Origin of the sequence: Spiroplasma sp. AdecLV25b (assembly GCF_030913225.1) — a bacterium.
In the GTDB taxonomy this organism is placed as follows: domain Bacteria; phylum Bacillota_I; class Bacilli_A; order Mycoplasmatales; family VBWQ01; genus Spiroplasma_E.
In genome coordinates this window covers 1-13,636 of record NZ_JAQYTS010000043.1, presented here as the reverse complement: position 1 = coordinate 13,636, position 13,636 = coordinate 1, and the positions used below count along the sequence as shown (strand labels likewise).

Sequence of the window (13,636 nt, the reverse complement as noted above, 5' to 3'; positions counted from 1 at the left end):
ATGGAAATACAGTTATTATAAAATCAAAATATAAATTAAAAAATACCTAAAAAACCGAAAATAACATAAAACTTATGAAAGGAAACTTTAATAAGAATTTTTGTGATGTATTCATGTAAATTAATTTACATGAATTATTTTCTTTTTTTTAAAATAAGTATTTTAGTTGCAATTATTTTAAAAAAAATATATTATTTACTTACAATTACATAAAAAATCCAAATTATTTCTTGTCTACATGATAATAAGACTGTATGAAGTAATTTATTCCGGATTTTTGACAAGCGCCCAAATATTTTTATTCTTGAGTTTCTGATTCTTTCTTTTCACGATTAGCAGCAGCTTCAGGATTTTTCCGTTTTTCAATATAATAAAAGAGACCAATATAACTTAAATAGTAATCTTTATTAAAATCAATTAATCGTGAAGCATTAGTAACAGTGGCCATTCCTGTCGGTTTAACACCTCATTCATAAAAGGGAATTAATCTTGTTTTGGCAGGGTTATGTTTAGCTAAGAAAATAACAGCAGTATTGAAATCTAATTTCATCAATTCACTACCAGTAATTAATTTCTTACCTTGCAATGAAGAGTTAATGTTATCAGCCTTTTTATCTTTATTGCCAGAATGACTATAGTTAATAATAGTTTTTTCACCGAACATATCAGAATATTTATTAGCAGTTTGTAAATCCATGGTTTGTAAAAACGTATGTAAAATACAGTTATTAAAAATAGTTTCTGCTGTTTCTTTACCATATTTTTGTGTTAGTTGTTGCAAATCTTGCATAATCATCATGAAGAAAATATTACGACTTCGAGCTACGGTAATCATTTGTGCCATATTAGCAATCGTTGGGATATTTCCAAACTCATCAAAAATGAAATATAAAGGACGCGGTAACTTTAAATCAGGTAAAGTACTAGCATAACGAATAGTGTTCTTATATAACTGAGCAATAAACATTGAGACAAAGGCATTACGTTCATTAGATTCATCAGGAACAACTAAGAAAACAGCACTTGGTTTTTTCACAACATCATCTAAATTAATATCATTGCTACAACTAATATTTCTCGTAACAGGGTCAGTAAATAAACGTAATCCATTGGCTACCATTTGACTAATTGAACCTGCAGTTTCTTCAGCTCCTTCTAAAACTCCTAATCCAATTTGTCGCGCTAAACTTTGGGTTGGCATCTTCTTTAGAATTTCAACAAAGCGTTGACGATTAGTAGCGACAATAGCTGCATTAGACATACTAAAGTATTTTAATGGCACATCAGGTTGGTCTTCTAATTGTTCAAGCATAAATAACATAATCGCTTTCACAACTTGCATCGCTGATTGATTTCAAAACTTTTGTTTCGGGTCTGATTCAGGAAATAATGCTTCAACAATATCATTAATTCACGATAACGCCATTGATTCATAAGTAATAGAATCGTTTAACGGATTATTTTCTTTTTTTAAGCGCATTGATTCCACATAGAAATCATAAACTTTAACAAAAGGATTTCAAGAATTAGAAACTGAAGTATCACGTAAATTAATAACATAAACATCATAACCATTATTTTTTAAAATCTTAGAATGATTTTGAAATAGTTCTCCCTTCGGGTCAGTAACAACCATTGATGGTTTAACTTTTGATTGGGCATTTAAATACAAAGTAGGAATAACTAATTTTTGGGTTTTACCAGAACCAGTTCCTCCAATTACAATGTTGTGGGCATCAGGTTTAATATTAAATTGAACACCACCAATTTTGGTTTTTGATGTTTGGACAACAATTCCATAATCATCCTTGGCTGTTTTTGATAAAGGGAAAATATTAGCAATTTCATTAGTTGTTAGTCATGCTGCCGAACCATAAACTTTATTTTTAGAATCACGAAGAAAACGACTTTTATTATGTGTTTCACGATGAATTTTATATTTATGCATCATTAAGTAAAATAATAAAACACTAATTTCAATTACCCATAAAACTAAAAACATTAATCAATGACTTTTAATATCTTGCGTTAAATGCTGTAAAGTAAATGATTGTCCTTGTTTAACATTATTAAACATACCACTAACGAAAATAATAGCATAAACACCTAAAGTATTAATAACAATTAAAAATGGAATTGCTATCAATAAAATAATTGGTAATACTCATTTTTTTGTGCGTAAAAATTTCATATTTTGCTCCTAAATTTTAATAAAGTTGAATATTAACCATAAGTGGCAATTGCTCCAGCAATTGTACAAACAATAAGCATACAAATACCAATTGCGACATTACGACGAAAACGATAACTTTTCTTCTTTTTAAATTCGTTATTTTTGTCTCTTTGTTTCATAATAAACTCCTAATTTATACATTTATTAAAAAATAATTTTAGTCCATTTGATCGTAATTAGGACTACCATATCTACCTTCACCATAAACATTACTTAATGCATCGCGAGCACTGCTAAGAGAATTGCTTATAGCATTATATGGTCTTGTAACTGGGCTTGCAACTACACTTCCAAAATCTTTGAGTTTAGTACCATCAGCATGGGACTTACCAATTCTTCCAGCAATGTTAGCTGTACCTTTAGCACCTTTACCAAGATAGCCAGTTAATCCATTTTTCAATAGACCATTGGCAGAATTAGTACTTCCATCAGGGTTTTTACCATCCTTGGCGCCACCAATCAGCATTTGTTTTCCAAGTTTTAATGCACCTGCTCCGCCAGCAGCAAGACTTGCAAAACCATGCGCTTTACCAGCGATACTACTTGCAATACCAGCACCGTTAGAATCAATAGCACTTTGTACTCCCAAATTTTGAGTTACTAAATGGTTAATGAATTTTTGAGTTTTTAAACAACTAATAGCACCTGCTGTACAGAATAAGGCATATAGAATTTGTCTTTCTATTCAAATATCACCACTAGAACCACTAAATGTTTTACTAATATCAGCAATCGCTTCAGGTAATACTTGCATAAAAATATAAATTGGTAACATCGTACCAGGGCCGATAATAAATTTACCAATCACCATTTCTTTTCAAACACCTAATCTTTTTCCTTGGTCAACAGGCATCATAGAAGCCACAATTGGCGAAATTGAAAATAAAAGAATTAAATCAATAATTCGTTCTACTAAAGTCATGGCTGCTACAAATAATACATATAAGGTAAATCAAATTGCAACAAGTTCTAAAATGAAATTTCAAGACATTGTTAAATTTGTTGGTGGCATACCATAATTTTTAGGAATATCGCTTGCACTTTGCGCATCAGGGGCGCCAATTCCTCATAACCTATCTGCTAAATCAGTAAACTTACCTTCAGCAGTAATTTTCAAAACCACTAACAATCCTGTTACTAAATAGTTAATTAAACTAAAAAATAAAGGAATAAATATAATAACTAAGACTGCTAAAAAAGTATTTTTAATGGCCTTACCTAGTTTTTCACGAATGGTATGGGTTTCGGTAAATTGAATAATTATCAATTGCATAATAAACATAATAACAATTAAGCCAATAGCAACAATAGAAAGTGCTAAAAAGAATAATGGTAAATGTTTGATATTCAATGGGTCATCAATAAAGTTGCCAAAAATTAAATTAGTTAAAGCATCAGTTGTTAAGTAGTCAAATATACCATGCGGTGATAATAGTAAATAAATTATTTCTAATGGACCAGAAACAAATATCATTCATGGAAGGAGTAATAGTATATGCAATAGCCCATTTCATAGTCAATCCATACGTTCTCACCTCGTTTCATAAATTATTTTATTTAAAACTAATTACCAAGCACGTTTCCACTACCTGCTTTAAAAACATTGACAAAAATCATCATTGTACCTGAAGCAGCAACACCAATGATTGGAGCAATTAATGTATACATAAAGGCTTTTTTAATCTCACTTCTTCTTTGTGGGTCATCACCTGCAGCAGCTAAATCTTTTGCTAAAATAACGATTTTGAAAACACTAAAAGCAACTAAAGCAGCAATTAAAAGTGCTGTTACTGCTGTTACATAAGGTTTTATGGCATCAATAATTTTGTTTGTATCAAAATCATCTAAAAAATTAAGATTCATATTTTGGTTCTCCTTTGATTTGAATATTACAAAAAAATATCATTAATCAAAATTGTTTATAAAGCATGAATTTTTTTATTAAGACTACAAAAAGTCTTGTTTTACTTGTAATAAGTAAATTAGGACTAAGAGTCAAAATTCATATGTTATAAATAATATTGATACAATTTAATTATAGTTACTTTTGAAATAAAGTAAACAATATTTAACAATATTATTTATTAATTTCAATAATATTATTAGTTTCATTTTCATACGAAGTACTAATTCCTTTAATCGCATTAGTTTCTCCAACACTAACATTAATAGTTAAACACATACGATATAAACTAGAAATAGCAAATAAACACTCTCCGACTTTGGCGCGAGCAATAAAGTCAGTTTCATTAGGGGAAATTCCGCCATAAGAAGCATACAGTTCATTCAATGCTGCTAAGTCATGGGGTTGAAGATTTAGAACTTTCAAATATTGACTAGAATTAATAATGGCAGTTGTGTATTTTTTAATTTCCTCAGAACCTAGAAAATCATTAATATTTTGAGTAATAATATTAATCATCCCTGTATACTTTCTAATTCGTTTTACAATTTGGTACATGAATAATAATGCCGCAGGAAATTCTTTATCAATTAATAAATGCGCTTCATCAATGGTAATAGAAATTCATTGTTCTTTTTTGCTGATTTCATTATCGTTTTTATTTTTTCGCACTTCATTTTCAATGTATTTTAAAATTAAAAACATTTGAGCATTAACTAATCGCTTATTACCAGATTGTGTTAAAGTATATAAATCATAAACTTGTACTAAACTATTAGTATCATTCAGATTAGTATGGGCATTTCATAAGTTGGCATCGGTTCCTCCGCTCACAAATCTTGATAAAATAATTAATAAATTTTTTAAGTCATTTTTACTACGCACATCAGTTTCTTTTATCATATCATTTTCAATGATATGGTATAAGTCTTGAAAAATGGGGAATTCATGTGGTTGTAATAAATGAATTTTAGTTCTGGTTGTAATGCCAGCGTTTTCATACATTAAACGCACATAAATCATAAGTAAACTTGATTCATTGCGAGTTAAACCACCAGAAGCAACATTTAAAAATTGTTCTAAAAATTGCATATGGGGTGCTAGAATATCACGACCATTGTTATCATTATTACCATCATCACTTAACGCTAAAGTAACTTGAAAGGGGTTAATGTTTCCTGAAGAACCATCACCAACATCAATTCAACTTCCATCATGATAGTAACATAAATCACGATATTCGCGTTCTGGATCAATAACAATCACTTTATGACCGAGCATAATTTGATAATTAACTTCTTTTTTAGAAGTATAAGATTTACCAGAACCACTAGTTCCAATAATTAATTGATTATGGTTCTTTCTGGTACTATTTTTTGTTCGTTGATCAAAGAAAACTTTATTACCACTTTCATTAAATCCTAAAAATAACCCTTGTTTATCATTTAATTCTTGATTTAAAAATGGAAAACTAGCAGCAATCGTTAAACAAGGCATTTCATGACCAGTAATTTTAAATCAGTCAGCACTATCGGGCATGATTGATAAAAATGCTTCTAACTGACGATAATATAATTTATCAAATTTCATACCATTATTTTTAATTTCATATTCTGCTGTACTCATATTCTTTTTCAAATCTTTACGATCAGAACCAGAAATCATTAAATATAAATTGGTATTAAAAATTTTTTCACCACCGCCAGAAATTTGATTTAATAACTCGTTAAGTGATTCATAGTGATAATCATAATCTCTTCGTTCTGAAACTGATTTGGTCATATAATTTAAAGTTGCTAAATTTTGCATAGATTTATTTAATTGTTTTTTAGCACTTTCTTCACTAATACTATTAAAAGTAAAAATTAAACTGGAATTAGGAATAGTAACAAGATTAGCTAATCAAACTGCTGATACTTCAAAAGGATAATCATATATGTTATAAATAGTTTGAAAGCAGTTAGCAAATTCTAAATTATTTTTATGAACCAGTAATTCTTTGATAGCTAAATCATTAGTTAAATCTTTACTTTTCATAGTTTTATCTAAATTAGTAGTGAACATGTCATTTAAAATAGCATTTTCATTTGTGTTAATTAGTTTGCTATAAACGACCATCATTTCCAAAACACTAACGTCAGTAGCCTTGACACCGCTACGACTAATATAATTTTTAAAGGCATTCACTTCTTCACGAAGTTTGTCTTGATTAGAACTGTAAAAAAATAAATAAAAGAATGGTTGAGTCATTTCACTTTCATTTTGAATTTCATTATTAACAGCAATTGCTGTTAATAATTGTTCTATTCGTGCTTTTTTGGCTTTAACACTAATATTTTCTAAATCCACTTGCACTAATTGAGTTTGGTAAAAACTAGTTTGAGCACTAATATCTAATGGCATATCAATCTTTATTAGTGACATTGAAATATTAATAATTTTAAAAGCAGCAGCTAAATCTTTAATCTTATTAGATGCTTCCTCATTTGATAGTAACGTAATATTAAAACCTTCTAATAATAACGCACGCGCATAATTGGTGTTTTTAACATTTAATTGCATCACATTTTTACTAATAACTTTTTTAAAAGGTACTAATGCTTGTGAAGTTTTATCAGATTTATAATAACGACTTTTACTATGAAATTTAAATCATAAAATAATTATTTCTCAACCTTTTTTTCTTGGTTGTCAAGAAAAAGTTAATGGAATTGTTGCAATAGCTACTAAAGAAACAGATAATAATTTTAAGATGATACTAATATTTAACAATAAAATTATAATTGAAGCAAAACCAATAACCATTAAGATAATTAGTAAATCAACCAAACCAACACTTCTTCAAATTTGTAATTTAACAAATTTAATAGTTTTAGGTATTAAGAATTTCATTTTTTTCCTCAGTTAATAACTCATTATGTTTCGAGTTTGATTTAATATTATTCTCTTTTTTTTCAATTTTCATGGTTTCAACACGCTTTTTAAAACCACATCGATTACAGTTAACTTGAATATTTATGCCCTCTAAGTAATCTGCTATTAAAATTACTCTTCCGCAACGATAGCAGGAAAATGAATTTTGTGGTTTTTGAGATAAGCGAACTGATGCAAATGTATCTTTCATAATATTGTCTCCTAACTGAATTTAATTTAACTACCAAACTCAAGAAAAAGTCTTCTGATTTGCCCAAACTTTTTAAGCATTCGAGCGTAGAAAATTTGTACTTCCTAGTTCTTTTTAATTTAAACTCAATACAACCCATTTTAAGACAATATTTATAAAACTCAAGAAAATCAAAGAATTTTCAACAAATTTCTTGAGTTGAATAAATTTTAACAAATTAATTTAAAATAACAAATCTTTTTTATAATTTGCTAACCTTTACAATTGACATATTTTATGACTTTTAATTTAAATATCTATTACCTATATGTATATTTAAATTAAAAACGTATTAAAAATTAAGTTATAAAATTATATAAATTGTTTTTTTAAAACATTTTTTAACATTATTCGTTGAAATAATCACTATTTTTTCATAAGGTCTTCCATACCAGGAATGCTTGGCATTTCACCGCGTTTAATTTGACCAGCAATTTGATCCATGACTTTTTTGGTTTTTTCAAATTGATTTAAAACTTTATTTAATTCTTTTTCACTACGGCCAGAGCCCTTTAAAACTCGTGTTTTACGAGTTGGATAACGTAAGATTTGTGGTTTTTCACGTTCTTGTGCGGTTGTTGACGCAATAATGTATTCCGTAATTTTTAAATCAGCTTCGGCATCACTAATCTTACTATCACTAATCTTAGCAGACATACCAGGAATCATTTTTACTAACGAACCTAATTTACCCATTTTTTTAATTTGTTTCATTTGATTAACAAGATCGTTTAAATCAAATTGTCCTAACATCATGCGATTCATAGTTTCTTCAACATCGCGAGAAGAAACAGTACTTTGGGCTTTTTCCATTAATGTGGCAATATCACCCATACCTAAAATCCGTTCTGCCATTCGTTCAGGATAAAAAGTTTCTAAATCCGTAACTTTTTCACCCATACCTAAAAACTTAACAGGAATTTTAGTTAAATAAGCAATTGAAAGAGCAGAACCACCTTTGGCTGTTCCATCTAATTTAGTAATAATGCTTCCTGTAATAGGAATAGCATTATTAAATTCAATAGCAACATTAATAATATCTTGACCAGCCATTCCATCACAAACTAATAAGATTTCTTGTGGTTGAGTAATTTTTTTAATATCTGCTAACTCATTCATCAACTTTTCATCGATGTGTAATCTTCCTGCTGTATCAATTAAGACAGTATCAAATTTATTTTTATCAGCATATGCTTGGGCATTTTTAACGATTGTTTGTGGTGTTTCATTTTCTAATGAAAATACTTCAATGTGTAGATTTTTTCCTAAAACTTTTAATTGTTCAACTGCAGCAGGACGATAAATATCGCCTGCAACTAATAAGCATCGTTTTTTATATTTATCAGTTATTAACTTAGCTAATTTAGCAATCGTTGTGGTTTTTCCTGAACCTTGTAAACCTACAACCATAATCACTGCTGGATTACTAGATAGGTTAAGCTCAATATTTTTAGCACCCATAATTTTTGTTAATTCTTCATGCATGATTTTAACTAGCATTTCTTTTTGGTCTAAACCTTCTTTAATAAATTCACCTTTGGCTTTAGCAGTAATTTCATTAATTAAAGTTTTAACAACACGAAAGTTAACGTCAGCTTCTAGTAAAATTAATCTGAACTCTTTAATCGTATCTTCCATGTTCTCCAATGTTAATGTTTTTTTATTTAAATTTTTTTCTAAAGTTTTTTGAACTTTTTTTGACATCATATCAGCAAAACTCATATTTGTTATTCACCTCTTGTTTTTTTAAGACACACTTAATTTTAACATTAAATTTATCTTAAACATCAAAAATATAAGCACCTAACAACTTATATTTTTGATTTATATTTCAAATTTTAACTAATTAATTCTGTAGCACGAACTTCACGAATCACAGTAATATGAATATCACCAGGAATAGTAATAATACGTTGTAATTTTTCTTTTAACGTGCGAGCCAATGTGTGAGCATCAATGTCATTAATAACATTAGGATCAACAATAACCCTTATTTGACGTCCTGCTTGCACAGCGTAGGCTTTATCAACGCCTTTAATTGTTTTACATAAATCTTCAATTTCTTTAATTCTTGTAATAAATTCTTCTAATGAATTATTACGAGCACCAGGTCGTGCTGCTGATAATGTATCGGCTGCTGACACTAAGCAAGAATAAATATTATTTTTAGGAACATCACCATGGTGAGAATGAATAGCATTAATAATAATATCATCTTCACCATACTTTTTAGCTAGGATAACACCGTTATAAACATGCGAACCTTCTAATTCATAATCAACTGCTTTTCCAATATCATGTAGTAAACCAGCACGTTTAGCTAGATTAATATCTAGTCCTAATTCAGCGGCCATACTACCTGCTAATTTAGCAACTTCATAGGAATGTAATAAGACATTTTGACCATAACTAGTACGATATTTTAAACGGCCAATATAATTAACTAATTCTGGTTCAAAATTGGTTAATTTTAATTCATCAATTATTTTTTTACCATCAATTTTAAAGTTTTCATTTAATTCTTGTTCATGAAATTTTAAAACTTCTTCAATTCTAATGGGATGAATACGTCCATCTTTAACCAAATCTTCTAACGCTCTAGTGGCAATTTCTCTTCTAATAGGATTAAAAGATGAAATTTGAATAGTTTCTGGTGTGTCATCAATAATAATATCAACACCAGCAGTTAATTCAAATAATTTAATGTTACGACCTTCTTTTCCAATAATTCGTCCTTTCATTTCATCATTTGGCAGTTTAACATAAGCAACTGATTTATCAACTACAAAGTTACTAGCATAACGTTCAATGGCTTCGCTTATGATATTATTAGCAAGTTCTTTTGCTTGTAGTTTAGTGTTGTATTCATGATTTTTAATCATCTTATTAAAATCTAATGACAAGCGTTCTTCTAATTTTTTAAATAGTTCTTCTTTCGCTTCATGTTTACTCATACCAGAGTTTTTTTCTAATTCTACAATAATTTGATCAATTTTGTGATGATAGTCTAATTTAACATTTTTAATAATTTCACGTTGATGATAAAGATTTTGAGTTTGTGTTTCAATTATTTCTTCTCTTTCAGTTAACTTGCGTTCACGTTTATTTAATATTTTTTCATAATCTAAATTTTGTTCTTTGCGAAAATCAATTTCAGCGTATAAGTCTTTTTTTAATTTTGCAATTTCAACTTTAGCATCAGCTTTTGTAGTTTGAATTAGTTTTTGTGCTTCTTTTTCCTTCTGTTTAATGTTATCCAAACTTTTTTCTTCTTGTTTCTTTAAATAAAATTTTCTAACGAAAACACCTGCTATTATCCCTACAGTCAATGTTATCGATATTATTATACTCAAGTATATTCCCATTTGTCCACTAGTTATATTTAATAATAATGTTGTTATACTAATTTTCATAATCTATCCTCTCCTTGATTTATAGCAAGGAAAAAGAAGCCTTAAAATTGAAAAAATTAAAATTCAATAATAACAGTTTTTTTCTAATCATAACACAAATACGTAGGATTATTATCCTTCCTTAATTTTAACATGTTTTAGTTGTAAAAATTAAAAATTGATTTGTGCCTTAATTTCAGTTAAAAGTGTAGTATTTAACTCTAAACTTTCTTTTGCTTTTTCTTTTCCTTGACCTAATTTTATTTCTCCATAATTATATCATCCACCTGATTTATTAATAATTCCCTTTTCAACGGCAATATCAATAATTTCACTTTGCTGTGAAAACCCCTGCGCAAAATAGAAATCAATAACTGCAGTTTTAAAAGGGGGTGCTACTTTATTTTTTACGACCTTAATTTTTATTTTATGTCCAATGATTTGACTATTTTTTAGTAATTGTTCACCTTTACGTACTTCTAATCTAATACTACTATAGAATCGTAAAGCCTTACCGCCTGGTGTTATCTCAGGATTACCATATATAATACCAACTTTTTCACGAATTTGATTAATAAATATAACAATACAATTTGTTTTAGCAATACTTCCACTTAGTTTTCGTAAGGCTTTGGACATTAATCGCGCTTGAGCGCCAATTGTTTGTTCGTTCATATCACCATCAAGTTCCACTTGTGGCACCAATGCTGCTACTGAATCAACGATAATCATATCTAATGCGCGACTTAACTAAAATATCTAAGATTTCTAAAGCTTGTTCACCAGAGTCTGGTTGTGATACTAATAAACCATTAATATCAACTCCCAGTTTTTGACTATACTGACGATCTAAAGCATGTTCAGCATCAATAAAAGCTATTTTACATTTATTTTTTGAGCTTGTGCTAAAGCCATTAATGCTAATGTAGTTTTACCAGCAGATTCAGGGCCATAAATTTCAATAATTCGGCCTTTAGGAAAACCTTTAATTCCTAAAATATCGTCTAATAACATACTACCCGAACTAATCACTTCTATATCAGTAATAATACTACTATCACTTAATAGCATGATAGCACCTTTACCAAATTCTTTTTCAATTTGTTTCATAGCTATTGAAACCAAATCTTCTTTACTTTTAATATCTGTTTGCAAATTTTTTTCTTGCATTAAAATCACCTCGTAAACAATTAACATGCAAACGAGGTGATACCTTTTTTTATTTTTTAAAATTTTGTAAAATCTTTTTTAAAATAATTATTGCTTGTTCTACAACTTGAGTTCTAATTTCATTTCTGTTACCAACAAATTGAAAAGTTTCACACCAAGTTTTATCATTTATAACAATGCCCACGTAAACTAAACCAATTGGTTTATTTTCCATAGTTTTTGGTCCAGCATTACCAGTAAAACTAATAGCAATTTCTGTTTTAAACATGTTTTGACTATTAACTGCCATTTCTAATGCACATTCTTTACTAACTGCACCATATTTTTCAATTGTTTGTTTTTTAATTTTTGTAATATTTATTTTAGCTTCATCACTGTATGCTACAATACCTCCATTAAAGTATTGTGAAGCACCAGCAATACTAGTAAGTTCTTGGACAAAAAGACCACCCGTAATACTTTCGCAAGAGCTAATTTTAAAATTTAATCTTTGTAATAATTCTATAAGTTCATTCATCTTTTAAACCTTCAATCAAATATTTTAAAAGAAAAAAAGAATAAAAAAATCATAAGCCACGTTCTGTTCTTGCATTTGCAAGTGCTAACCATTTATCTACCATTGTTGTCAATAGTTCAGTTTATTGTTCGATTCCAATAAACCAATGCCCCTACCTAAATTTGGGTTTCTCGCTTGTGGGGTTTACCTCGTTCCATACTTTAGGTTTCCCTAAAACTCGTCTCTATGACACTTTTATAGACGCCAACCTTATTATTTAAACTTAGGTTCTTGTCAGCCGTCAGGATTACTGCTTAGAGTTATTGTTTCCTCTAACACAAACATTACTTTCATCACAGAAAGTGCGAGCGTGGACTTTCCTCTACATATTACTGCAGCGATTAGCTCATTTTTTATTCTTTTAGGATAAAATTATATCATACTTATTCTTCATGTACAATACTTTCTAGTTTACTTAATCTAGTAATAATATCAATGTTCTCTACACCTTTTGCTTCTAATTTTTGTTTTTGTTGTTTTAAAATTACTAACTGTGTCTTTAAACTATCATTTTCTAACAATATTTTATTATTATCTGTTTCTAAAATTTCATTTTGTTTTTTTAGTTTAGTAACATACTCTTCTAACAATTCAAAATTAGTAGCTACTAAATCTAAAAATAAGTCTACTTCTTGTGCGTTATAACCTTTATAGTCAACACTAAATTCTTTATTAATTATATCTTTTTTATTGATATTCATAATTAAACCTCACTTTATTTGTAAATTAAAAAGGAAAGTTATTTGCAATTTATTAGTTATCATTAGGAGTTGATAATTATGTTTTATGCAAATCGTGGCATGTTTTTGGAAGCCATAATTAATTATACTATTGAAATAATAAATAATGAAAAACGAGCATTAATTTTTAAACACAATCCTCTAACTATGAATAATAAACATGGTAAGTTTATGGAAAAAAGTAATGTTGACTATCATGGTATTTACAAAGGTAAATATTTATGTTTTGAAGCTAAAAGTACTAAAAGTTTAACGCTACCTTGAAATAATTTTAAAATTCATCAATTGGAATATCTAGAAAATGTTTTTAATCTTGGTGGGATTAGTTTTATTATCATTTATTTTTGGCAATACGATGAATATTTTTTAGTTTTTTGGGTTAAGTCCCGAATCTTGTGTAAATTTATTTTTACAGAGCAATATTTCTCATATCAAATAAATTTAGTTTAATTTATTGTACCATACTTAAAAGTTGGTAG

Annotated in this window: 12 protein-coding genes, 1 other RNA gene and 1 pseudogene; 1 reads left to right on the top strand and 13 read right to left on the bottom strand. The window is 28.4% G+C overall.

Translation table 4 applies throughout. The features are described from left to right. Positions 1 to 298 precede the first annotated feature (298 nt). The 13 genes and pseudogenes from RDJ14_RS04240 to RDJ14_RS04185 form a co-directional block, all read right to left on the bottom strand. Positions 299 to 2,191, bottom strand: coding sequence for a VirD4-like conjugal transfer protein, CD1115 family (locus tag RDJ14_RS04240; protein WP_308150135.1), 1,893 nt, complete (start codon positions 2,189 to 2,191; stop codon positions 299 to 301). 32 nt (positions 2,192 to 2,223) lie between these two features. Continuing rightward, complete coding sequence (locus tag RDJ14_RS04235) at positions 2,224 to 2,352, bottom strand: hypothetical protein (protein ID WP_308150134.1); 129 nt, start codon at positions 2,350 to 2,352, stop codon at positions 2,224 to 2,226. A gap of 38 nt (positions 2,353 to 2,390) precedes the next feature. After that, positions 2,391 to 3,758 carry an Mbov_0396 family ICE element transmembrane protein gene (locus RDJ14_RS04230; RefSeq protein ID WP_308150133.1) on the bottom strand — a complete coding sequence of 456 codons (1,368 nt, stop codon included), beginning with the start codon at positions 3,756 to 3,758 and terminating at the stop codon, positions 2,391 to 2,393. 38 nt (positions 3,759 to 3,796) lie between these two features. After that, the gene (locus RDJ14_RS04225) at positions 3,797 to 4,096 is read right to left on the bottom strand and encodes a hypothetical protein (RefSeq protein ID WP_308150132.1); all 300 of its coding nucleotides are present in this window, start codon (positions 4,094 to 4,096) and stop codon (positions 3,797 to 3,799) included. Positions 4,097 to 4,310: 214 nt separating this feature from the next. Beyond that, a complete protein-coding gene (locus RDJ14_RS04220) occupies positions 4,311 to 7,028 on the bottom strand; it encodes an Mbov_0397 family ICE element conjugal transfer ATPase (RefSeq protein WP_308150131.1) in 2,718 nt (905 codons plus the stop codon). Then, complete coding sequence (locus tag RDJ14_RS04215; RefSeq protein ID WP_308150130.1) at positions 7,009 to 7,260, bottom strand: hypothetical protein; 252 nt, start codon at positions 7,258 to 7,260, stop codon at positions 7,009 to 7,011. Before RDJ14_RS04215 ends, RDJ14_RS04220 begins: the two co-directional genes overlap by 20 nt. Before the next feature lie 405 nt (positions 7,261 to 7,665). Further along, positions 7,666 to 9,021 carry a signal recognition particle protein gene (gene ffh / locus RDJ14_RS04210; protein WP_308150129.1) on the bottom strand — a complete coding sequence of 452 codons (1,356 nt, stop codon included), beginning with the start codon at positions 9,019 to 9,021 and terminating at the stop codon, positions 7,666 to 7,668. Positions 9,022 to 9,137: 116 nt separating this feature from the next. Beyond that, the gene (rny, locus tag RDJ14_RS04205; protein WP_308150128.1) at positions 9,138 to 10,712 is read right to left on the bottom strand and encodes a ribonuclease Y; all 1,575 of its coding nucleotides are present in this window, start codon (positions 10,710 to 10,712) and stop codon (positions 9,138 to 9,140) included. 150 nt (positions 10,713 to 10,862) lie between these two features. Next, positions 10,863 to 11,012, bottom strand: coding sequence for a hypothetical protein (locus RDJ14_RS05240; protein WP_374047467.1), 150 nt, complete (start codon positions 11,010 to 11,012; stop codon positions 10,863 to 10,865). Between the two features lie 33 nt (positions 11,013 to 11,045). Beyond that, positions 11,046 to 11,801 (bottom strand): annotated as a pseudogene (gene recA, locus RDJ14_RS04200) (recombinase RecA); the annotation flags it as partial. 109 nt (positions 11,802 to 11,910) lie between these two features. Further along, positions 11,911 to 12,378, bottom strand: a complete 468-nt coding sequence (locus RDJ14_RS04195; protein ID WP_308150127.1) for a CinA family protein — start codon at positions 12,376 to 12,378, stop codon at positions 11,911 to 11,913. Between the two features lie 47 nt (positions 12,379 to 12,425). Then, positions 12,426 to 12,770, bottom strand: an RNA gene (gene rnpB, locus RDJ14_RS04190) — RNase P RNA component class B. Positions 12,771 to 12,800: 30 nt separating this feature from the next. Continuing rightward, the gene (locus RDJ14_RS04185) at positions 12,801 to 13,118 is read right to left on the bottom strand and encodes a DivIVA domain-containing protein (protein ID WP_308150126.1); all 318 of its coding nucleotides are present in this window, start codon (positions 13,116 to 13,118) and stop codon (positions 12,801 to 12,803) included. A gap of 78 nt (positions 13,119 to 13,196) precedes the next feature. Here RDJ14_RS04185 and RDJ14_RS04180 point away from each other — a divergent pair, with 78 nt between their 5' ends. Further along, on the top strand, positions 13,197 to 13,607 hold the full coding sequence (locus RDJ14_RS04180) for a Holliday junction resolvase RecU (protein ID WP_308150125.1): 411 nt from the start codon (positions 13,197 to 13,199) through the stop codon (positions 13,605 to 13,607). Positions 13,608 to 13,636 lie beyond the last annotated feature (29 nt).